Source organism: Microbulbifer salipaludis (assembly GCF_017303155.1).
GTDB lineage: Bacteria > Pseudomonadota > Gammaproteobacteria > Pseudomonadales > Cellvibrionaceae > Microbulbifer > Microbulbifer salipaludis.
This window is the reverse complement of sequence record NZ_JAEKJR010000002.1, coordinates 736,129-759,638: the sequence shown is the minus strand read 5'-3', so window position 1 is coordinate 759,638 and position 23,510 is coordinate 736,129. Positions and strand designations below refer to the sequence as shown.

At 56.0% G+C, this 23,510-nt stretch carries 13 protein-coding genes; 5 read left to right on the top strand and 8 right to left on the bottom strand.

The window, feature by feature from the left end:
* Positions 1–97: 97 nt before the first annotated feature.
* A complete protein-coding gene (locus JF535_RS08895; protein WP_207001323.1) occupies positions 98–751 on the top strand; it encodes a 2-dehydro-3-deoxy-6-phosphogalactonate aldolase in 654 nt (217 codons plus the stop codon).
* 305 nt (positions 752–1,056) lie between these two features.
* Here the strand turns inward: JF535_RS08895 and JF535_RS16715 are convergent, their stop codons facing one another.
* From JF535_RS16715 to JF535_RS08880, 4 genes are all read right to left on the bottom strand, one after another.
* On the bottom strand, positions 1,057–1,317 hold the full coding sequence (locus JF535_RS16715; protein WP_242523771.1) for a hypothetical protein: 261 nt from the start codon (positions 1,315–1,317) through the stop codon (positions 1,057–1,059).
* Positions 1,293–2,537: a sulfatase family protein gene (locus tag JF535_RS08890; RefSeq protein ID WP_340674150.1), complete on the bottom strand. Its 1,245-nt coding sequence runs from the start codon at positions 2,535–2,537 to the stop codon at positions 1,293–1,295. The genes JF535_RS16715 and JF535_RS08890 overlap by 25 nt, the downstream gene beginning before the upstream one ends.
* Positions 2,534–3,430, bottom strand: coding sequence for an SMP-30/gluconolactonase/LRE family protein (locus JF535_RS08885; RefSeq protein ID WP_207001321.1), 897 nt, complete (start codon positions 3,428–3,430; stop codon positions 2,534–2,536). Before JF535_RS08885 ends, JF535_RS08890 begins: the two co-directional genes overlap by 4 nt.
* A 171-nt stretch (positions 3,431–3,601) precedes the next feature.
* Positions 3,602–8,023: a glycoside hydrolase family 2 TIM barrel-domain containing protein gene (locus JF535_RS08880; protein ID WP_207001319.1), complete on the bottom strand. Its 4,422-nt coding sequence runs from the start codon at positions 8,021–8,023 to the stop codon at positions 3,602–3,604.
* A gap of 289 nt (positions 8,024–8,312) precedes the next feature.
* Here JF535_RS08880 and JF535_RS08875 point away from each other — a divergent pair, with 289 nt between their 5' ends.
* Both JF535_RS08875 and JF535_RS08870 read left to right on the top strand, forming a co-directional pair.
* On the top strand, positions 8,313–10,112 hold the full coding sequence (locus tag JF535_RS08875) for a carbohydrate-binding protein (RefSeq protein ID WP_207001317.1): 1,800 nt from the start codon (positions 8,313–8,315) through the stop codon (positions 10,110–10,112).
* Positions 10,113–10,304: 192 nt separating this feature from the next.
* The gene (locus JF535_RS08870) at positions 10,305–11,384 is read left to right on the top strand and encodes an SMP-30/gluconolactonase/LRE family protein (protein ID WP_207001316.1); all 1,080 of its coding nucleotides are present in this window, start codon (positions 10,305–10,307) and stop codon (positions 11,382–11,384) included.
* A gap of 206 nt (positions 11,385–11,590) precedes the next feature.
* Here JF535_RS08870 and eno read toward each other — a convergent pair whose 3' ends face one another.
* From eno to JF535_RS08855, 3 genes are read right to left on the bottom strand one after another with little or no spacing between them, the layout of a single operon-like run.
* Entirely contained in the window at positions 11,591–12,907 is a 1,317-nt protein-coding gene (gene eno, locus JF535_RS08865; protein WP_277987238.1) for a phosphopyruvate hydratase, read from the bottom strand.
* Entirely contained in the window at positions 12,904–13,896 is a 993-nt protein-coding gene (locus JF535_RS08860) for a phosphotransferase (protein ID WP_207001314.1), read from the bottom strand. Before JF535_RS08860 ends, eno begins: the two co-directional genes overlap by 4 nt.
* 2 nt (positions 13,897–13,898) lie before the next feature.
* Complete coding sequence (locus JF535_RS08855) at positions 13,899–15,383, bottom strand: aldehyde dehydrogenase family protein (RefSeq protein WP_242523770.1); 1,485 nt, start codon at positions 15,381–15,383, stop codon at positions 13,899–13,901.
* 264 nt (positions 15,384–15,647) lie between these two features.
* On the opposite strand from JF535_RS08855, the gene JF535_RS08850 reads away from it, so the two are divergent.
* Complete coding sequence (locus JF535_RS08850) at positions 15,648–18,077, top strand: agarase (protein WP_207001310.1); 2,430 nt, start codon at positions 15,648–15,650, stop codon at positions 18,075–18,077.
* A gap of 415 nt (positions 18,078–18,492) precedes the next feature.
* Positions 18,493–22,608, top strand: coding sequence for a carbohydrate-binding protein (locus JF535_RS08845; RefSeq protein WP_207001308.1), 4,116 nt, complete (start codon positions 18,493–18,495; stop codon positions 22,606–22,608).
* A gap of 123 nt (positions 22,609–22,731) precedes the next feature.
* Here JF535_RS08845 and JF535_RS08840 read toward each other — a convergent pair whose 3' ends face one another.
* Entirely contained in the window at positions 22,732–23,496 is a 765-nt protein-coding gene (locus tag JF535_RS08840) for a ThuA domain-containing protein (RefSeq protein ID WP_207001306.1), read from the bottom strand.
* Positions 23,497–23,510 lie beyond the last annotated feature (14 nt).

The following is a 23,510-nucleotide window of genomic DNA, read 5'->3' as shown; positions in this document are numbered from 1 at the left end:
ACAATTAACTATATACAAATGTTCCTACCTCCCTTTATACTGCATCCATCCTGTCCCGTCACCGGGAAAAGATCAGTAAAGAGCACAGGAATACACGATGCTGAGTCAGCAGTTCCAACAGGCGCTGGAAGCCTGCCCCCTGATTGCCATCATTCGAGGCGTCACCCCGGACGAGATCGACATGGTCGCCAATACCCTGCTGGAAGCCGGGGTCCGTGTCATCGAAATTCCGCTGAACTCCCCGGTTGAGCCACTCAACAGCATCGAGCGGCTGGCCAAGATCATGGATGACTTCGCTGAAACCACTATCTGCGGCGCCGGCACCGTGCTCACACCGGAGCAGGTACAGAGTGTACAAAATGCGGGCGGAAAGATCATTGTTTCACCGAATTGTGACCCTGAAGTAATTCGAGCCACCAATGACCGGAAGCTGATTTCCGTTCCCGGCTGCCTCACCCCTAGCGAGGCGTTTAGCGCGCTCAAGGCGGGCGCCCGGGTACTGAAAATGTTCCCGGTGGCAGACTTTCCGGCCCAGTACCTGGAATCCCTGGGTGCCGTGGTCCCAAAAGATGTCCTCACCCTGGCGGTGGGCGGCATTACCGATACCAACATGGAAGAGTATTGGAAAGCCGGTGCACGCGGTTTCGGCCTCGGCTCAAATATCTACGCTGCCGGCGACAACGCCAGCCAGATCGCGGACAAAGCACGCATCATGGTGGATGCGGCAAAACGCGCACAGGCGCTTGGGTAAAGTTGTCTCCCGTAGCGAACTGCAGCGTAGTTTGCAGTTCGCTACATCTTGTCAGTTGCGATTGACTCTTCGCGACCTTTGCTTGCGCCGCAACGCAAGCTCTTCTCTCGCTTCACCGCCCCTTCCCAGGGGCGTTTTTTTATATCCGTAGCGGCTCTTGCCGTAAATATGCGCCCCCAGGTAGTCGAGCTTGTGCCAATCGGCGGCTTCCAGGGTCAACGCCAGCTGTTCCGGTGGGAGCTTAACTGGCGCGCCCCAGGTGATAGCTGAAGCGTGAACTTGGATGATCGATCCAGACGACTGAATCACTTCACCACAATCGGCTTCCGTTCCTTCGCCTGCTTGACGCGCGCGTCATAAAGAGACTTGTAAAAATCCTGACGGGCCTTCTGGTATTCATAAGCCTGCATCAAAACATTCTGCTGGTTGCCGGCATTCCACTGGTTCCAGAGTTCCGCAAGCTCACTCTGGCGCTCGGGGAACTGATCCACCAGATTGTTCTGCTCGTGGGGATCTTCCCGCATATTGAAATAACTGCGTCCTACGCCAGGCAATGTCTGATGCATATATTTCGCATCTTCCGTACGTACCGCCCAGGTATTGCCATCGCCTTCTTCCAGGTGCCAGAACAACGCCTTATGTGGCACCCCAGCTTCTCTCCAGTGAGGAAAGGAATCAGGTTTACACCATCCAGCGCTTCGTCGGCCACCGGGGCATTGCCCAGAGCCAGTGCAGTGGCAGCTATATCCAGCGCAGAGACCAGACCATCAAACTGTCCCGATTCCAATTTCTGCGGCCAGTGCAAAAAGAATGGCACGTGAATACCGCCTTCCAGCAGGCTGACTTTACCACGCCGAAAAGGCGTGTTATCTGCCCAATCACTCTCTGGCATCCAGTATTCTGGGTAGACACCGCCGTTGTCCGACAGGAAGAAAATCAGCGTGTTATCGTATTTCCCGGAGGCTTTCAGGGCATCCACCACCATGCCAATACCCGCATCCATCTCGTCGATCATTGCCGCATAGATGCGCCGCTCGGGATCTTCAATGGCCTGGTATTTTTGGATGGTTTCTTGCGGAGCCTCCAGCGGCGCATGTGGCGCATTGTAGGCGAGGTACAGGAAAAATGGCTCAGTGCTTTCTTTGACAAACTCCGCCGCATCGCGACTCAGAGCAGTAGTCAGGTACTCCGTTAGCTCACCGGCGCCGCTATTACGCACCAGTGGCAGGTAACCGCCCTCATTGGCCATATAGTCGTTCAGCCCCGTGTCACTTTCCAGGGGAACCTTGTTGGAGGTACTCTCAGGAAAATAAGCACGGCCACCGGAGAAGAAACCGTAAAAGTGATCAAACCCGCGGTTGTTCGGATGGAAGGGTGGCGCCGCACCCAGATGCCATTTGCCAACAATGCCGGTGCGATAACCCACTTCCTGCAGATACTTGGCAAAGGTTTTCTCAGTAACTGGCAACCCCATGTAATTGTCGAAGGGTGAGTAGGTGTTGTTGCTCTCCGCACCAAAGCGAGCCTGGTGACGCCCGACCAGCAGCCCCGCGCGAGATGGTCCACAATACGGATGTGTAACATAGCCGTTGTTCATCACCACGCCGGCTTTTGCCAATTGATCCAAGTTGGGGGTTTTGATGTCTTTGGCTCCGGTAAAACCGGTATCCGCATAACCCAGGTCATCCGCCAGAATTAGCAGGATATTGGGCTTCTCTATATCTTCAGCCTGTGTCAGCGCCGAAACCAAGCAACCGCAAACAACACTCAATAGAAATCGTTTCACCGGAGAACCACCGCGGGTTCGGGCTTACCCTTAACGGCATTCCGATACACCAGGGTCACACCGTTCTGTACTGCCGCGTCCACTTCGTCTTCCAGCCCCACTGCGGCGGTGGTCACATACATATCGGCAAAGTTCTCACCACCGAACGCAGGACACGTGGTGCGAATTACCGGCGCCGGCAGCGCTGTGATGGCGCTGCCATCCGGGGTAAAGCATTGGGTACGTGCGCCGTCCCAGAGTGACGACCACATATTGCCCTGCCCATCCATCACCGCGCCGTCAGGGATAAGCCCCTGCTCGCTCAGGTCGAGGAAGACCTCGCGCTCGCCAGCCAGCCACCCGTCTTTTTCATTCAGCGGCACCCGATAAATCCGATTTTTGGCAGAATCTGCGTAATATCCAAAACCGCGCGTGTGATCAAAGCAAATACCATTCGGCACGGTCATGCCACTATCCAGTTGGCGCAGCTCGCCCTTGTACCAGCGGTACAGGTTGCCCTGGTCCGGCTCGCCTTCCATGCCCATAGTGCCAATCCAGAATCCGCCCCAGGGGTCTGCGCGGCCGTCGTTGCTGCGATTGCCCGACATATCAGCCTCGATCGAACACAGCAGGCTCGTCTCGCCGCTGTCCAGATCCAGGAGGTACAGGCCACTCTCAAAAGCGACAACAACGCGGTCCCGGTCTACCCAGCCAATCGCCGAGGGCATTTCTTCGAATTCCCAGGCCTGCTCACCATCAGCGCCATTGGCGAGCACCCGCTTGTTGAGCACGTCCACCCAGTACAGATTCTTGCGCTCTGGGTGCCACAAGGGGCCTTCCCCCAGGCTGCAGACACGTTGATCAAACACTTCCGCCTGACCCGCCAAGGCTGGATTCTGTGAATGCTCACTCACGCTCTCTTCCTCACCATTTGTTTGACTATTCCTATCTCCAAGCATCGAGACCTTTCTCGCAGCGGCGCTCAATGACAGAGTACCGAAACCGCAAGACAAGATCGCCAGCACCAGCTTGCGCCGCGAAGCGCTGTCAATATGGCGTTCCAAGTTCTTTCCTCTTTATTGTTCTTAACTGGGCTCTACGATAGCACCAGTGATTTTTGCGTTCACCGCCTTATCGAGGTGAATGGTGTCCGGAGCATCGGCGCGGGTTGCCTCTTCTGACAACCCCCGCACAATCAGCAGTGCCTTACCCTCACTGGTGCGCAGCTGCGCATTTTTATAACCTGTCATACGCGAAGTGCGCCCGTTGTCGGTGCCCAGTAGCTCCAATCCACCGGCGAGGTCGAAGGCGATAATCATATCCTGGTGGCGCACGGGCCTGCCCATTTTATCGACCAACTGTGCGGTCACATGAGCCACACTGTAATTGTCGACCGGCAAGGCGTCTCGATCGAACGAAAGCGCGATGGCTGTGGGCGCCCCGGAGGTTTCAACCGAGGCCGAGGCATCGCACCCATTCACTCCCTGCGCGGTCAGTCGACCACCGGCGAAAGGCAGCGCCCACTTCAGCTGGCGATCAGGGCTTTCTGCAAGCGTTCGAATACCCAGGGATTCGCCGTTCAGTGACAGCTCCACTTGCGGGCAGTTACTCAACACCTCCACAATAATCTGCTCACCCTCGCCGTAATTCCAGTGGCGATTCACATCCTGCCATCCCCACACACGACGCGCCCAGGCACCGGGTGTTTTTTCCACCACGCGGCCATCGGTATCGCGGCGATACAGGGATTTATCTTCCGTCTGCGAGGTAATCGCCACGTAGGGCTCACTGTTCCATAGTGTGCGGTAGAGATCATAGGCGGGCGTTTCAAACCCGGCCAGATCGAGCATACCGCTGCGCACTGCCTTGCGCGGCCAGGCGCCATTGGCTTCGCCAAGGTAGTCCGTGCCCGTCCACAAAAAGGTCCCGGGAATAAACGGTCGCTCCTCAACCGCCTTCCACTCGTGCCACTGCACCACGTTTTCGGTACCCATGATCATCTTCTCGGGATACCGCTGGTGGCCGTAGTCGTAGATCACCCGGCGATAGCTGTAGCCAACAATGTCCAGGGCATCGGTATAGCCGGAAATATGGCTAACCGACGGCAGAATCAGGTTCGCCGTTACCGGTCGGCTGGTATCCAGCGCCTTTACCCAGTCCGACAGCTTCCGGGCGGTTTTGGCAAGTACATACTCACCTTCTTCACTCCCGTGAAAACGGTCCTTGATTTCCTGCTCAGTGATAAACGGCGGGTTGTAGAAGTAGTTGCCGGACGCGTTCATATCGAAATAGCCGGTGGCATCTTTGTAGCGAGGGTAAGTCCACTCGATCTCGTTGCCGATACTCCACATGATAATTGAAGGGTGATTGCGGTCGCGCTTGACCGCCAGGCGCAGGTCCGACTCCGCCTCCTGTTGAAAGTAGTCCGCATAGCCGCGGCTAATATAATCGCTGTGACGTTCCCACTGGTTCAGCCGCTTGTCTTTGGGGTTGTCCCACTCATCAAAAATTTCCGCCTGTACCAGAAATCCCATTTCGTCACACAGGTCCAGAAACTCCTCGGAAGCGGGGTTGTGTGCGGTGCGAATGGCATTAGTCCCGGCCGCTTTCAAGGTTTCCAGGCGACGACGCCAGACGTCTTTGGGCACCGCAACACCCACCGCGCCGGCATCGTGATGCAGGTTGACGCCCTTGATGGACGTGTTTACACCATTCAGGAAAAAGCCCTTGTCGGCGTCAAAGCGCAGGGAACGAATACCGAAGCGGGTTTCCACCTGATCGACAATCCGATCGCCATGCCGTATCCGGGTCACTGCGGTGTACAAATTGGGCGCTTGCGGACTCCACAGCGCGGGATTGGCGACACTGAGCTGCAGTTGGACGTTGGCGTCACTCTTCGCGCTCAAGGATTTCTTGGTGCTGGCCTGCGCTACTCGCTTACCTGCCGCGTCCACTACCTCGGTGTCCACCACAAAGCGTTGCGCCCCCGCGGTATTGACCACATCGACCTGAACGGTGACCTGTGCCTCTTCTGCGCTGATTACCGGAGTCTGAATGAATACGCCGGACATGGGGATGTGGAGCGGGTCTACGGTCACCAGTTTTACATTGCGGTAGATCCCGGACCCGGTGTACCAGCGGCTGTCGATATACCGGCTGCGATCGACTCGTACCGCCAGAACATTATCTTCCCCCGGCGCCGCCAGGTGCTCAGTGATGTCGAGGGTAAACGGGGTATATCCATTAATTCGTCCTCCCACCTTTGCACCGTTCAGCCAGATTTCAGAATGGTTGTAGATACCGTCAAAATTCAGGTAGGTCACCTTCCCATCCGCGTAATCGGGAGAGGCAAAGGTTTTGCGATACCAGCCGATACCTCCGGGTAGATACCCGGTTGCTCCGTTCAGGGCGGGGTCAAAGTCGTGTTCAATGCTCCAGTCGTGGGGTAAGCGCAGGTTCCGCCACTGACTATCATCGTACGCGGGGTTCCGGAAGGCCTTGTCGTCTTCCAGGCGGAATTTCCAGCCAAAGTTAAAATCGACGCTTCGAGGATACGTGTTGGCGGCACGTTGAGACCGGTCATTGTCACCATGGACAAATACCCGCTGATTGATAGCAACGCCTTTCAAGGTTGCTTCCGTCCCATCTCGCCAGCGCACATGGATATCGACCGGGGCATCACGCTGTCCCAGACCAAAGTGTGCGACATCTAGCTGCCCCTGAGAATGGGTCGCACTACCGGAACCTACCCGATGGTATCGGTTGTTTACAAAAACTTCTGCGCCCTTGGGGTCTGTTCCCTCCGGGGAGTAGCCAACGCGAACTTGCAGGTAATTGTTCTTCCGCGACTTGGATTGCTGTGGATTCAGAGCATTCTCAAACAGGTGCCAACGGCCCGGATCGTCATCGCCACTCAGCAGATCCAGATCACCGTCGGAGTCGTAGTCGAACACCGCCCCCATATCACCATGACCAGGCTGGCCAAGCAGCGTGCCACCGTGATTCGTCCGCTGGACAAAGGATTGGCCATCCTGATTCAGCAGCAACAGATCTTCCACACGCTGGCGCAGTTTGCCAAAGCGGTAGACAAAAAAATCCTGATAACCGTTATTATCCAGATCACCGGCCGCAACCCCCCAGCTATTTTCGGCACTGTGTGGCGGCAGACTAGCACTGATATCAGTAAACCTCTTCCCATCATTGCGCAGCAGGATATCGGCAACGCCCAGCTCCTGGGGCGTCCAGTCTGGCGCTATCTGTTTTACACCGTGAACGCTGGCGCGGACATCCCAGGCCAGATTGCCATTTAACAGCCATTCCAGGCGCCATTTGTAAGCGCCACGCACTGCCTTCTCCGTGCCATGCTGCTCCACCACTCCCAGGTGCCAGCCGTTCTTTAACACTTCATCGGGAAAACCGCTGGCATCCTTCGGTGATACCGTGATCAGCGATGGCCCCGCTGGAGTAGCCAGTTTCTCCCCACTCTCCCCCAGGTACACCGGCAGGGTAATTTCCTGCCCGCGTTGCCAGTGAAAAAATTCATTCAACTGCAGGGGCCCATCACTGTAGAGAGTAATTCCGTCGTGACTGCGATTGCCCTCATCGCGCAGATCCAGGCGGCCGCTCTCCGGGTCAAACGACAGCGCATTATTGGCGATCTGGTAATAGGTTTTTCCCCGCGCCAGATAAAAATCCAGGTCGCCATCATTGTCGATATCCGCCTCGGCCACTGCCATCACGAAATCGCGATCGATGTCTTTCGGCAACCACTGGTCAGTGACGTCGCGATAGACGAAGTCGCCAGTGCCCGCCCACAAACTGACAGGGGAAAAGGCAATCAGGTCATCAATGTGGTCGCCATTAAAATCCGTGACCAGAACGCGCTCAGCCTCCAGCTGCTCGAATGCCGGCGCCTGGCGATACCGGAATTGATCGTTGCCCATGTTTTCAAACAGGATATTGCGTGGGCCTTTTTCTCCCGGCAGCATCATGGCATTGATTTGTAGCAGATCTAGGTCACCATCCAGATCCATATCGATCCAACGCACCGAGCGCCCACGCGCGCCCATATTCTCAATCCCGCTCCCTACGGTGATATCTCGAAAGGTGCCATTGTCGTTTCTCAGAATCCGTGGCGGTTGTGGCGCAGCGCCGTTGCCTCCGCCAAGTGCCACCGCCACATCCTGGTCACCGTCCCGGTCATAATCACCGGCGGCAATACCGTGGACGTCCCAGCGCATGATGGGCGAATCATGCTCCCGATAGCGGCCACCATCCGCCCCCCAGAACAATTGCGCAGGCACCTTGTCGTGATTGCTGAGCAGCAGATCGTAGTGGCCGTCACCGTTAAGATCCGCCACGGCGGGGCCACCGTACTTCCAGGTCGGCTCTGTATTCAGACCGCGTTGCTCGCTGACTTCAATGAACTGCAATTCCGCAGCTGCGGCACAGGCGCCAATCAGTAGCGCAATTGCCAATGGGAAACGCAAAATAGTCGATTGTTTCATGACGGGTTCGCCCTTGCTCTTTCCTCTGGTAGTCGTACTGGTTAAGTCACCAATCCCCCGTGGATAGCGGTGTGATTGACCTTCCTGACCGCGTTCATCGCGATCGGCAAGGAGCAACAGACCATGTCGGTGGTCGCAACCAGGCTTGCGCGAATGCGAACCACAACGCAATTCCTACATGGAAGGCCCGCGCGCACTTCAAATTGTCAACAATTAACAGTAACCTAACTGCTCCGATATAACAATAACGCGCTCACACCACATCGGTTTGAGAGCAAGGAGCAAAGCGATGAAAACCACTCAGTGCGCCCTGGCGGCGCTTGTGTTTAGCACCCCGCTGATGGCCACAGACTGGGACGGCATCCCGGTCCCGGCTGACGCAGGCACCGGCAACACCTGGGAGCTGCACCCGCTCTCGGACGACTTCAACTACGCGGCACCGGCTTACGGTAAAAGCACCACTTTTTTCGAGCGCTGGAGCGAGGGCTTTATCAACCCCTGGCTCGGCCCGGGCGAGACCGAATACCACGCCCCCAACTCCTCCGTGGAAAACGGCAATCTGGTGATCAAGGCCACCCGCAAACCGGGCACCATCAAAATCCACACCGGGGCCATCCACTCCAAAGAGAGCCTGACCTACCCGCTTTTTATGGAAGCGCGGGTAAAGATCACCAATCTCACCCTCGCCAATGCCTTCTGGCTACTCAGCTCCGATTCCACGCAGGAGATCGATGTGCTGGAGTCCTACGGCAGTGACCGCCCCAGTGAAACCTGGTTTGATGAACGCCTGCATCTCAGCCACCACGTATTTATTCGCTCACCGTTCCAGGACTACCAGCCCAAAGACGCCGGCAGCTGGTACCCGAACCCCAACGGCGGCACCTGGCGCGATCAGTGGATTCGCATCGGCACCTACTGGGTCGACCCCTGGACACTGGAGTACTACGTCAATGGCGAGCATGTGCGCACCGTGACCGGACCGGAAATGATCGACCCCTACGGCTACACCGGCGGCACCGGCCTGAGCAAACCGATGCAGGTAATCTTTGATGCCGAGCACCAGCCATGGCGCGATGCCCAGGGCACTGCACCGCCCACCGATGAAGAACTCGCCGATTCCAGCCGTAATCGCTTCCTTGTCGACTGGGTACGTTTTTACAAACCAGTGCCAGCGGATAATGGCGGCGGCGATCCCGGCAACGGTGGAAACCCGGGTAATGGCGGCGACGGCGAAACCATAACCGTCGAGCTGGGAAACTTTACCGACACCGGTAAATCCGGCGCGGCGGTCGCCGGTGATACGGTTCCCGGTTTCAACCGCAACGGTGCCGACAATATCAACTACAACACCCTGGGCGACTGGGGCGACTACACCGTAAACTTCCCCGAAGCCGGCCAATATGCCGTTGAGCTGGTCGCCGCCTCCCCCACCACTTCCGGCATCGCCGCCGATATTCAGGTGGACGGCAGCTACGTGGGCACCATTCCCATGAGCAGCACCGGCGCCTGGGAGCTGTACAGCACCTTCAGCCTGCCCGACACCATCTATATCGCCGGCGCCGGCGACCACACGATTCGCGTGCAAAGTGCCGGAGGCAGTGCATGGCAGTGGAACGGAGACGAACTCCGCTTTACCAAAACGGAAGACAGTGCGACGACTCCACCACCTGCAACCGGCGCGAGCATTACCACGGAAGCAGAGAACTTTGTCAGTGTTGGCGGCACCTTTGTTGACGGCCAGGCCCAATCCATCAGTGTTTACACAGTAAATGGCAACACTGCCATCAACTATGTCAACAAAGGTGACTTCGCCGACTACACAGTAACCATCGCCGAGGCGGGCACCTATGAAATTCACTATCAGGCAGGTAGCGGTGTGACTGGTGGCAGTATCGAATTCCTGGTGAACGAGAACGGCAACTGGAACAGCAAGACCGTAACACCGGTGCCGAACCAGGGGTGGGATAACTTCCAGAGTTTAAATGGCGGCAACGTCTATCTAGAGGTGGGAACCCACCAGGTGAGGCTACACGGAGCTGGAGGTAACGACTGGCAGTGGAACTTGGACAAGTTCGTACTGAGTAATTAAGCACCAGTCATACCAGTAGAACAGGGGCCAGCGGCCCCTGTTCTAATTACGCCATACGAAACACATCTCTACAGCATCTGGCCGCACATTCCTCTACTTATCTTTCGTCCAATCAGCGCATTTGTAGATTTGAAACCTCGAAGAACATAGACTCAGCACACTCGAAATTTCAGCCTTTGCGGGAAGGAAAAAATGCAAACAGTAAGCATCTCAATAACACTCATTCTGGGGCTGGTGCTTGGTTACTTACTTCTCGCACCAGTCCCCATTGATCCCAAGGCGTGGACGGCACCAGCTAACCCCGGATATAGCGGCCAGTTTGCGGTCAACGATAAGCTGGCTGAGCTGGATCAGATCGACATTGGCAAATGGACGGGCCCAGAAGATGTGGTGCTGGATGATCAGGGCCGGATCTATATTTCCGTACACGAAGGCCGCATCCTGCGCCTGAGTGCAGATGGCGCTCACCGCGAAGTGTTTGCTGAAACCGGCGGTCGCCCACTTGGGCTGGCATTTGATCAACAGGGGAACCTGATTGTGGCGGATGCCTTCCTGGGACTACTCTCTATCAACCCCTCCGGTGTGAAGACTCTGCTCACCAACAAGATCGACGAATCCCCTATTCTTTACGCGAACAACCTAGATATCGCCAGCGACGGCACCATCTACTTCACCGACGCCTCAACGAAGTTTGGTGCCAAGCAGTGGGGTGGCAGCTACCCCGCCAGCCTATTGGACCTGATGGAGCATGGTGGTCATGGGCGTGTGTTGAGCTACTCGCCTGCGGACAACAAAACAAAATTGATTTATCAGGGGCTGAATTTCGCCAATGGCTTGGCACTGGCGTCCGATCAACAATCCGTGCTGGTCAATGAGACCGGTAACTACCGGGTAGTGCGAGTGGGCATCGCCGCCGACAATCACGGGGAACTTTCGGAGGTCATTGGCGAGCTACCGGCATTCCCCGATAACCTGAACCGTGGACTGGATGGAAAATACTGGGTCGGTCTGGTATCACCGAGGAACCCGCTGCTGGACAAAGTATCCGACCGCCCCTTTTTACGCAAAATCTTGCAACGCCTCCCCCAGTTTATGCGCCCCAAGGCCACCTACTACGGCCACGTCATTGCGATCAACGAAGCGGGCGAGGTCTTGCAAGACCTGCAAGACCCCTCCGGAGGGTATGCCACCACCACCGGGGTATTTGAAACGCCGGAATATCTTTATGTAGGCAGTCTGCTCTCAAAAAAACTGGGAAGAATGCGCAAATAATCACCAGCCCCTTATTTCGCCACAAGCCATATACGCCGAGGGCCAGGGGAAGCACTAGGCGGTATATCGGCGGCATTCAAAATAGCAAATTGACTGGTTACCGCCTGAACAGTCCGCGGTACATGCCTCAGTGGATTGAGTCCTTCCTAATATCACCTGGTCAGCCGGCTACCGACAGCCGGCCGAACAAACTGAAAAACTGACAACTATCCAAAGATCGTTTGGTACAGCTCCGCACCTACAAAACGCGCACGTTTCCCCAGGCCTCGCTCGATTCTCAACACCTCATTCCACTTCACCATCCGCTCACTGCGGGCAAAGGACCCCACCTTGAGCTGCCCCGCATTGGTGGCGACCGCGAGATGGGCAATAAACGCATCTTCGGTTTCGCCGGAGCGGGCGGAAACTACGGGGAGCCAGCCGGCTTGTTGGGTCATTTGGATCGCGGCCATGGTTTCGGAAACAGTGCCGATCTGGTTGAGTTTGATCAGGACTGAATTGGCGAGCTGGCTGTCGATGCCGTTCTGGATACGTTCGATATTGGTGGTAAACAGGTCGTCACCGATAACCTGTACACGCTTGCCCACTTCCGCGGTGAAGCGCTTCCAGCTATCGAAGTCGGTGTCGGCGAAGGGGTCTTCGATGGAGATGATGGGATACTTGTCGCACCACTCAATCATCAGATCGCAGAATTCTTCAGGTGTGAAGGACGTTCCGTCTTTTTTCAGGTGGTAACGCTCGCCGTCGTACAAATCGCTGGCGGCAATATCCAGGGAGATCGCAACGTCTTTGCCAGCTTCATAGCCCGCCAGGCGCACGGCTTCCAGCAGTACTTCGAAGGGTTCTTCGTTGCTGTCGAATACGGGCCACCAGCCGCCTTCGTCGGCGAGACCGACACTTTTGCCCCGCGCCTTCATCACTTCACCGGCAGCGTGGTAAATGTTGAAGGTCATTTCCAGAGTTTCCTGGTAGGTTTTGGCACCCACGGCGATGATCAGGAAGTCCTGAATATCGATGGCCCAGTCGGCGTGGGCGCCGCCACCCAGGATTTGAATCTCGTTGAGCGGCAACAGGGTGCCCTGTCCTTTCCCTCTTACATCACTCAAGTATTCGTACAGAGGAACACCGCGAGCGTTTGCGGCCGCGCGGGCGCAGGCCATAGATACGCCGAGGGTGGCATTGGCGCCGAGGCGGGATTTATTGGCGGTGCCATCCAGCTCTACCAGCTTGTTGTCGATGGCTTTTAGATCGGTGATCGGCATTCCCTTTAATACGGGAGCGATTTCTTTCTGAATATTTTCAATGGCTTTGAACACGGACTTGCCACGAAAACGAGACTTATCACCATCACGCAGCTCTAGGGCTTCAAACTGCCCCGTGGATGCGCCGCTCGGGACAAGACCTACACCGGTGATGCCGCTTTCGAGGGTGACCTCTACTTCTACGGTAGGGAAACCGCGGGAATCGTAAATTTGAAAGGCGTCAATACTCTGGATATTCATGGATTTCTTACCGTATTTCATTCAGCGGTCAAAAGCTCGGCCCATTGGTGGACAAGTCGGTTGAATATTTTTGGGGAATCCGGGATTAAGGCGTAAGAAAATTCCCGTACGGTTTGTTGCTGGCTGCTGTCGAGGTATTCCACCGGGGATTTTCCATCCACTCGAGCCAACATCAGCATCGGCAAAAGGTGGCAGAGTCGTGCTTCGAATGCGTCATCGACAACAGCATCTGCCGCGAAGGTGTAGCTTTCCCACACCTTTAGGCCGATGCCGAGGATCTGCGCGGCATTTTTCGGGCGATGTAGCGCTTTCAGAAGGAAGTGATTCAGCAGGAAGGCAACATCGAATACCGGGTCGCCGTACCAGGCGACTTCACAATCCAGGATCACCAATCGGCCACTGCCGACCATCAGGTTTTTGGGGCTGTAATCGCCGTGAATCAGGCAGGTGCTGGTAGCAGCGATCCGCTCAGCTTCTGCGGTGAAATACGGATTCAGCCGTGGGTGCCGGCTGCCGGTTTTCAGCAGGTAGGGATCCAGGCGAAGTTCGGTGAAGTCTTTAAGGGTGTCAAATTTTTCCCGGGCAACCGCATCCCCGTAGGATCTGCGATGAATGATGCCGAGATTATTGCCAGCGAGGTGCGCGTACTGCCGGTCATATTTCCCCAGTAACAGGCGGGACTTCCAGTTCTCCAGGCCACCCTCAATCATCTCCATACAGAAAAAGTACTTTTCCGTGTCAGAGTAGAGAATGGTGGGTACGGATTGGGGAAGGAATTCACCAACGTAACGGAGATATTCCTGTTCGGTGATGTTGCGTTTGATATCCGCAAACCAATCGTCTTTTACCTTGAGCTTGTCCAGTGCGCGCTTCACCACGAAGCGCGACCGGCCGTCGTCTATCAGCAGGATTTCACAAGAAACCCCGCCAGAGAGCGGGGTAAAGGTTGCATCCTGTGAGTGCAGAAGACCTTTGTCGATCAGGTAATGACATAATGCTACCTGATCCACAGTTATTCCTCTTCGGGTTCGGCGATGGACAGATTGCGCGTGTAGTCCAGCATGGTTTCACGGCTGTTCACGCCACCGCCCATACCACTGGCGCTGCAGGCGCCGTAGGGCAGTCCGTAGGCGAATACGTTGTGGGCATTAACCCAGCTGTTGCCGGAAACCATTTTCTTGGCGATCGCGATGGCGCGATCGTTGTTACCGGTCCAAACACTGTTGGCCAGGCCGTAGTCCAGGCTGTTCACCTGACGCAGTGCATCCGCATCGTCTTTGAAGGTGGTGATATAGGCGACCGGGCCGAAGATTTCTTCGCGGAAGCAGATATTTTCTTCTGAACCCATCAGCAGCGTGGGACTGACGTAATAGCCGGAGCGCTCCGCATCGGAAATATTCTTGCCGCCGTAGACCACTTCGGCGCCCTGCTCCTGGCCCTGCTCAATATAGCCCTTGACAGTATTCAGTTGGCGCTCGCTCACCAGCGGGCCCATCTGGCTGTCCTCATTCATACCCGCCTTGATCAGTATCTTGTCCAACTCCACTTTTACCTTTTCGATAAATTCAGAGGCGACACTCTCGTGCACAATCCAGCGGGTCGCGGTGCAGCACACCTGCCCGGTATTCAGGGTAATGGCGCCGGCAAGGCCGGCGGCCGCCGCGCTGATATTGGCATCGTCACAGATAATGGAGGCACCCTTGCCACCCAGTTCCAATTTCACTGGTTTCAGGTTCGCGCCACAGGCTTCGCCAATCAGGCGGCCAACCCGGGAGGAACCGGTAAAGGAGACAAAACGCACTTTCGGGTGCCGGGTGAACACGGTGCCCACTTCCGGGCCTTCGCCGGGCAGCACATTGATTACACCGGCGGGGAAGCCCGCTTCCTCAGCCAATTTGGCGAGGTACAGAGTAGACAGTGGAGTGACTTCCGACGGTTTTACCAACACGGTATTACCCGCTGCCAATGCCGGTGCAATGCCCCACTGGCACAGGGTCAGCGGGAAGTTCCAGGGAAAGATAAAGCCCACTACGCCGTAGGGAAGACGTACCTTACGGGCCTGCTTCATACCGGCCAGGGTCAGCGGGGTTTCGAATTCTTCTTTTTCACACAGGTCGGCGAAGTAACGCAGGCACTCGATACCAAAGGGCACATCGAAGCCGCGGGCATTTTCTACCGGCTTGCCCACGTCCAGCGCTTCGAGCTGGGAGAGCTCTTCCGCATCGCGCTCACACAGGTCCGCCAGCTTGCGCAATAGCGCAGCGCGCTCGGCAGGCGCGGTGTCTTGCCAGGACTGGAACGCCGCATGTGCAGCTTCAATGGCCTGCTCTGCGTCATTGGCGACCGCTTCCGCAATGGTGGCCAGGGGAGATTTGTCAGCGGGGTTCTCCACCGCCAGGGATTTACCGGTGTCGCCGGTTACCCAGGCGCCATTGGAATAGAAAGGAACGGGGGATTGCCCAAGGAATGCCCGGACTTTCGCGGTAGTTTCAATCATCACTTTACCCATTATTTTCGATTATTGACTAAAGGTGGGACTACTGGCCCGACACTAACCTTTTTGTTAACAATCGACAACAGGTTATCTCTAGAAAGCGTCTGCGGTTTCATCGCTTGGCGTCGGAGGCGAGAATGAAAGTCATGTTTGACACGAATGCACTGCAGCCTCACACATTGTAAACAATCTACTATTTACAAATGGAGCTCCACGCCTTTAGCATCCTCCTCCACAAAAAACATAAAACGAGACTGGAGAGAACGGATGAAGTCCTATTCCCTGCCCGCCCGATTTGCCCTACTGACCCTGACCGCCGCCCTGGTTGCCTGTGGTGGAGGCGGTGGCTCTAATAACGACCAACCACCACAAAACGGTGGCGAGGAGCAACAGGACACACGCCCAGATGCTTTTTCCTTCACCGCGGTAGCCGATGCTGAGAGGAACACCGAGTACACCTCCAATGCGATCACCATTTCCGGTATCAATGCCGCAGCAGATATCAGCATCAGCGGCGGCGAGTATTCGGTAAACGATGGGGCCTATACCGGGGATGCGAGCACGGTAGAAAGCGGAGATAGCGTTTCCGTTCGAGTCACCTCCAGCACCGAATACAGCACTGTCGTTATCGCCTCGCTCAGTATTGGCGGGGTGAGCGCCGACTACTCGGTGACGACCATGGCGGAACCCGCCGAACCTGCCCCGCCCGCAGGCGAAGCCGTCAAAGTAGACTTCAACCTGAACCTGCGACACTCAGTGGGAGGGGAATCGACGTTTGACCGGCGGAAATTTATCAATGTACATGCCTCCAACACCGAAAATGACTGGTTCGAAGGCAATCCCCAAAGTGCCGGTGCTCCGAATGAGGACCCGGAGCTGATGACCAATTTTCTCGAAGGTTATGATGTCTATCTCGGTCGTGATACTGGTGGCATGAAGTGGCAGCTGAGCCAGTTGCCGGAAGATGGTGAACGACCGGGATACATCGACGTAGCTACAGCAGTGGCCAACGGTGGCGGTATGCGCTGGAATTACACCACCGACACGTCCCCCAAGGGAGAGCTCATACGCAAGCATGAGCACCGCGCAACGGACATGATTGTGGGTGGCCAGCAACACCCCTACTGGCCGAATGGGGACGACGTGGGTATGGGTTGGAGCTTCTCCACGACCGATACCGAAGATGAGCCCTTCGGCACCGCGGTGGGCCACTATATGGCGAACTTCCTCTACGAGTATTTTAATCGCGGTGAAAATGATGATTTTGGTCAGCCCAAGCCAGTCTATCTGGAGGTAATGAACGAGCCTCTCTATGAGCTTGTCGATTACCCCAAAAATACGGAGACCGCGACCACCCCCGCCAAAGTATTCGAGTTTCATAACGCGGTAGCTAACGAGGTCCGCGGGTACCGCGACCAGTGGGGCCTCGCCTCTCACGAGAATGTTTTGATCGGTGGTTACACGGTCGCCTTTCCGGACTTTGAAAAAGATAATTTCAACCGCTGGGAAGACCGCGACAAGCTGTTTATCGATATTGCCGGTGCAAATATGGACTTTCTGTCCGTGCACTTTTATGACTTTCCGGCCTTCAATGGCACCCGCCAGTTGCGTCGCGGCAGCAATGTGGAAGCCACCTTCGACATGCTCGAGCAGTACAGCCTGATGGCCACCGGCGAGCGCATGCCGTTTATGGTTTCGGAAATCGGCGCAACCGTACACAGCATGATGAATGGCCCCTGGTCACCGGAGCGGGACGGCTACAAGCTGCGCGCCTTGAACGGACTGACCATGAATATGCTCGAGCGGCCGGATCAGATTCTTAAATCCATCCCGTTTGTCACAATCAAAGCTGAGTGGGGCCGCCAGTCGGATACCGTTCCCTACACCAACCGCCTGATGCGCCAGAGAAAAGAGGCCTCTGGCGAGACTGGTGACGCCTGGGTATATACCGAGTTCGTGAAGTTCTACCAACTCTGGTCAGACGTCAAGGGCACTCGGATCGACAGCTGGGCGAGCGATCTGGACATCCAGGTAAATGCTTATGTCGATGGCGATACTGCATACCTGGTGCTCAATAATCTGGAACAGGAAGACACCGAGCTAAGCCTGGCTACGTTGGGTGTCGATGGAAACAGCCTGCAAAGTGTGACCATCAAGGAACTACATTACGGCAGCGATGGAAAGCCGGTACTGGACGAGCGTGACACAACAGAACTGCCAGAGGTGTACACGCTGAAGTCAGAAGCCACCACCGTTCTGCAATTGACGTACACAGACACGATAGCAATCGATGACGATGTCATAGAAACCAAGTACTACGCCGACAAATACAAGCAGCCCATCAGTGCCGGCGGCAAGCTGGCATTTGCGATGAACGATGTGGTTGTGGGTGAGCATGGCGAGGCGGTATTGCGCCTGGGGGTCGGCCGCGCTCACGATAGATCCCTCACCCCAACCGTTACCGTCAACGGCAACGCAGTCACGGTGCCGGAGGACTATCAGGGTTATGACCAGTATTACGGCGGCAAAGGGCGCGCACAATACTTTGGTGTACTCGAAATCCCCGTGGATATCGGCTATCTGACCCAAGACAATACCGTTGAAGTCGTGTTTGAAGACGACGGAGGCTTCGTAAGCACCGCAACGCTGCAGGTGCTCAATAGCACCGCAGCACTTTCTCGCGGGACGCGCGATTAAAGAGCCTTTCAGGTCAGCAACAAGACTTTCCTTTCAAATATTCTTGCACACCTCTTCAGGCCGGCGGTATTGACCCCGGCCTGCTTATTACCCACGCCCCCGCTCATTCGAGAGCGCACTTGGAACTGGAAACAGTTCTCATCCCCGCAAAAACAAGGGCAAAACCCACGACAATCCCCGCCACCCATATTGTAAATTGTTAACAGTTTATTGTTTAATGCGGTCGATGGTAGAGATAATGCTAATAACGCCGCACCTCTAACCCCGTAACGAAAACGGTTTTTGCGGTCACTGCCGTCCACCTGGAGCCACTCAGCGTGCGCTCCGCCATTCCGAGGTACCGGCGGATCACCGGAGCGGCTCAAAAAAATAATAACGACACCCGATGTACCGTGTCTCAATCTCGGAGCAAGCGATGAAACACCCCTATTCCAGGCGTCCCCTGGCGCTGGCACAGTCTGTGCTGGCTGCTGGCCTCGCCTTTAGTACGGCGGCAACCGCGGCAGACTACCGCATTGAAGCGGAATCCTTCAGCAGCGTAGGCGGCACCTATGCCGATGGTCAGCCGCAAAAAATCAGCGTCTACAGTGTCAATGGCGTTACCGCGATCAACTACGTCAACCGTGGCGACTACGCCGAGTACTCTCTGCAGGTAGCAGAAGCGGGCACTTACAATCTGCAGTATCTCATTGGGACCAGCGTGACCAATGGTGCGGAAATCGATTTCCAGGTCGGTGGTGGTTCCAGCTGGACATCACTGGCCAAAAAAGCCGTTCCGGCAGGTAACTGGGATAATTTCCAACTGCTGGATGCCGGTAATATTTCCCTCCCCGCCGGCACCGTAAATCTGCGTGTGGTTGGCTCCGGCAGCAACGATTGGCAATGGAACCTGGATGCACTGGAACTCACGCTAATCAGCTCCAGTGGGGGCTCCAGCAGCAGCTCCAGTAGCGGTGGCAGCAGCTCCAGCAGCAGTGGCGGTGGCAGCACCGACTTCACGGTAGAAGCGGAGAGCTTCACCCAGGTAGGCGGTACCTACGCCGACGGCCAACCGCAAAAAATCAGCGTTTACTCGGTAAATGGTGCGACGGCAATCAACTACGTCAACAAAGCCGACTATGCCGAATACACGATTTCCGTTCCCCAGGCGGGCAATTACGACCTGACCTATTTCGCTGGCACCGCGATTAACGGCGGCCGCATTGATTTTCAGCACAACAACGGCGGCAGCTGGCAAACTCTGGCACAAACCAGTGTGCCGAATGTCGGTTGGGACAACTTCCCGGCATTGGCTGGAGGTAGCGTTTACTTACCAGCAGGTACACAGCAAATTCGCGTTTACGGTGGTGGCACTAACGACTGGCAGTGGAACCTGGATCGATTCGAACTGAGCTACGATGGCGCAGGCTCCGGCTCTAGCGGAGGCTCGTCTTCCAGCTCCTCAAGCTCATCCAGTTCTTCGTCCAGCTCTTCCTCGTCTTCCAGCTCCAGCTCGTCCAGCAGCTCGAGCTCATCGGGCGGTAGCAGTTCGAGCTCCTCCTCCAGCTCATCGAGCTCATCTTCCTCCTCAAGCTCCGGTGGCACTAGCTCCGGTGGCAGCAGCCCCGGTAACGGCAGCCCGGTTTCCGGTACTTTCACCCTGCAGGCGGAAAGTGCTCACGTGGTGGGTGGTGACATCGACACCTACCCCATCAATGGTGGAACGGCGGTCAACTACTTCAACAGTGGCGACTACCTCGAATACAACCTGAGCCTGGATCAATCCGGCCTGTATCAGCCCAAATTCTACGTGGGCACCGGGAACACCTCCGGAACCGCTGTTGGTCTGATGGCGACCGATCACGAAGGCGCTCTGGTGATCAAGAACATTACCGACGTGCAAAGTCAGGGTGACTGGGACACCTTCTATCTGGTTAACGGTTCCAGTGAGGTCAACCTATTTGCCGGCGACCTGACGATCCGTATTTATGGCGCAGGCAGCGAGGACTTCCAGTTCAACATCGATTACGCCATTTTTGAGCGCGTAGGCGATGCGGACCTGAACCTGGATGGCGACGGAGACGGCACACCCGATGTCAGTGACCAGTGCCCGAGCACCGACCCGGCGGAGACGGCCAACAGTGTAGGCTGCGCACCTTCTCAGTTGGATACCGACAACGACGGTATCACCGACAACCTGGATCAGTGCCCGACAACCAGTGCAGGCGAGTTTGTAAACGCCGTAGGCTGTGCCAGCCCCGGTGGTGACGATGACGATTTCGATGGTGTACTAAACACCGCGGATCAGTGCCCCAACACCCCGTATGGCCAGAACGTTGATCCGTCCGGCTGCACCGGTTTCTCCGACAGCGATAGCGATGGCGTTGCCGACAGTGCAGACAACTGCCCGTCGACTGCTGCGGGCGCATTTGCCGATGAATCAGGCTGTTCTGCGGCTCAGGTCGGCAACGCACACACTGCAACCGTTACCGTAAATGCCAATATCGCGCACAGCGTCAATGGTGTTTCCGATTTCGGCCGTGCGCGCCACATCACCGCTCACACCACCATCTATGAACAGGACTGGGTCGGCCACTCCGACAAGCTGAACTACCTGGTAAACACCCTCGACGTAACCCTCGGGCGCGACAACGGTACCGCCACCTGGAAGTTCTCGGACACCAAGGAAGATCCAAACAAGGCAAACTGGCCGGACATGGACTACATGGTGACTCGCGGTCAGGAGCTGCGTGAAAACTATGAAGCCAATGCGTTCTATAAGCGCTTCAGCCCAGCGAGCACGGAGCTGATTGCCGGAACCAACCCCCACCCCACCTACCCGACGCTGAGCTGGTACGACAACGGGAAAACGTGGCACAACTGGCAGCCGATGGATATCCAAACCTCTGCCGCCTGGATGGGTCAGTACCTGAAGCACTACTATGCCAACAGCAGTAACGGCCATGTAGGGGACCCGATGCCGAAATACTGGGAAGTGATCAACGAACCGGACATGGAAATGAAAACCGGCAAGTTCATGGTCACCAACCAGGAAGCGCTATGGGAATACCACAACCTCGTGGCGCAGGAAATTCGCGCGAAGCTGGGTAACGAAGCACCGATGATCGGTGGTATGACCTGGGGTCAGCACGACTTCTACCGCCGCGATGGCATCTCCCGCTTTGCAGACGACAACTACGCACAATGGATTACCGACGAAGATCCAGTAGTCGAAGCCCAAGCCGAAGCCTTCTTTGAGAATGCCATGGCTACCACGGTGGACGACACCCGCGATCAGGACTGGTACCAATGGGACGTGATGTGGAAAGGCTTTATGGATGCCGCCGGTCACAACATGGACTTCTACGCGGTACATGTGTATGACTGGCCGGGCGTTGATAGTGACAACATGTCCGTGCTGCGCCGTAACGGTCACCTCCACGCCATGCTGGACATGATGGAATGGTACGACGTTTATCAGAATGGCAAAGCCAACCGCAAGCCGATCGTGCTCTCCGAGTACGGAGCGGTACAGGGCGGCTGGGACTACCTGACACACAACAACCGCTACGAATCTGAGGTGATGAAGTCGTTCAACGCCATGTTCATGCAGATTCTGGAGCGTCCGGATTACGTCATCAAGTCGATGCCGTTCACTCCAGCCAAGCCGTTGTGGGGCTACAAACCATTCGGCTGCGGTTACGAGGACGTACGCAACTGCACTGCGCCTTACCACTACAGTCTGATGAAAGAGACCGTACTCAATAGCGACGAATGGAAGTGGTCTGACTACATCCAGTTCTATGAGTTGTGGGCGGATGTCGACGGTACTCGCGTCGATAGTGTTTCTACTGATCCCGATGTGCAGGTACAGTCCTACGTGAATGGCAACGAACTGTTCGTCATTCTCAACAACCTGGAAACCGTCGCCACCACCATCAACCTGAATGTGGCAGGCCTCGGTGGAGCCGCGGTACAGAATGTTGAAATGCGCAACCTGCGCTATGACAGCAGCTACGACACCGTGACGGATCGTCACCACATGCAGCAAGCCCCAAGCACATTGACCCTGGGTGCCGATGCAACGGTGGTTCTGCGCTACACGCTAGGTAACAACATCGCAGTCAACCAGTCCGTGGATGAGAAGAAGTACTTCGGCAACAGCGTAAGCGGCGGCAGTGTACCGCACCGTATCGCCGTTGCCGGTGGCGCCAAGACACTGACCGTTAACAATGTGGCGGTGCCAGCAGGTTACGCCGAGGCACAGCTTCGCCTGACCGTGGCACTCTATCCGGACGTTGATGACAAGCCGGACAGCAACCTGGGAATCACCTCACTGACCATCAATGGTGAAGTGGTTGAGACCCCGGTCGACTGGCGCGGACGTCGAGCAAACAATGCCGAGCGTTACTTCAATACCCTGGAAATTCCAGTGCCGGCACAACTGCTGCAGGCCAACAACACCATCACCGTGGACTTCCGCCATGATGGTCAGTTGACGGTCGCCAATCTGGTGGTCAAAGACTTCAGTACCGTACCTGTGCGCAACTAAGTCTCATTAAAATCAGGTAAATACGAAAAACCCGCCCTGGCAACAGGGCGGGTTTTTTATCGATCAGTAACGTGTAAAAAGCGGGTTCTGCAGAGGCTAGTCGAGCACTTCACCCAGCTGCAATTATTCGATACCTTTCCCGGTAGCAGCCCAGTAAATGCCGCCGTACAAGTGCGAAAGGAACATGGCGCTGTCATAGGATGCTGGTAAATGGCCCAGGCCGGTATAGAAAGCGCGGCCGCCATCGTACTGCTGGTACCATGCGATGGGATGAAACTCACCCATTCCATTGGACTTGATTTCGCCCCACATCGCCTGTGGCTGATAGGTCGATTCATCCACCGACAGCAGATAATTCAGCGATTCGCTGTGCTCAGCCCCGTAAGTGTAATACTCCTCGGTCCACGTGAACCGAGCTGGCATGAATTCCAAACCGGGAAAACCCGCTTCCAGAACATTCAACTTCGCAGACTGCACCGCGGGGTGAATCAAAAAATTCCGCCCGACCAGTCCCCGGTACCAAGACCAGTCGTACTCAGTATCGGCAGCCGAATGTATCCCCACATAACCCTTTCCGGAACGGATAAACGCCTGAAATGCATCCTGCTGCCGTTCATTCAACACATCCCCCGTGGTCAGCAGGAAGACCACAACATCGAACTGCTTCAGGTTCTCTGGAGTAAATACGTCTGCACTGTCCGAATGTACCACTGCAAAATCATGCAACTCAGATAACCGCCGAGTTGCCGATATTGCTGCAGGAATGCTCTCATGCTGCCAGCCTGCAGTTTTGGTAAACAGCAACGCCTTGAACTGGGCCGCCGATGCCGATTCCATTGTCATGGCCGCCAGCAACGGAAGAGCACACTTCAATGATGATGTATTCATAGTGATCCAAACTT

Bases quoted from the DNA above. Each gene is read 5' to 3' on its own strand.
- eno (WP_277987238.1), bottom strand. From the start codon at position 12,907: ATGAAATACGGTAAGAAATCCATGAATATCCAGAGTATTGACGCCTTT.
- JF535_RS16715 (WP_242523771.1), bottom strand. From the start codon at position 1,317: ATGCATCAGACATTGCCTGGCGTAGGACGCAGTTATTTCAATATGCGG.
- JF535_RS08840 (WP_207001306.1), bottom strand. From the start codon at position 23,496: ATGAATACATCATCATTGAAGTGTGCTCTTCCGTTGCTGGCGGCCATG.
- JF535_RS08895 (WP_207001323.1), top strand. From the start codon at position 98: ATGCTGAGTCAGCAGTTCCAACAGGCGCTGGAAGCCTGCCCCCTGATT.
- JF535_RS08845 (WP_207001308.1), top strand. From the start codon at position 18,493: ATGAAACACCCCTATTCCAGGCGTCCCCTGGCGCTGGCACAGTCTGTG.
- JF535_RS08855 (WP_242523770.1), bottom strand. From the start codon at position 15,383: ATGATTGAAACTACCGCGAAAGTCCGGGCATTCCTTGGGCAATCCCCC.
- JF535_RS08880 (WP_207001319.1), bottom strand. From the start codon at position 8,023: ATGAAACAATCGACTATTTTGCGTTTCCCATTGGCAATTGCGCTACTG.
- JF535_RS08850 (WP_207001310.1), top strand. From the start codon at position 15,648: ATGAAGTCCTATTCCCTGCCCGCCCGATTTGCCCTACTGACCCTGACC.
- JF535_RS08870 (WP_207001316.1), top strand. From the start codon at position 10,305: ATGCAAACAGTAAGCATCTCAATAACACTCATTCTGGGGCTGGTGCTT.
- JF535_RS08875 (WP_207001317.1), top strand. From the start codon at position 8,313: ATGAAAACCACTCAGTGCGCCCTGGCGGCGCTTGTGTTTAGCACCCCG.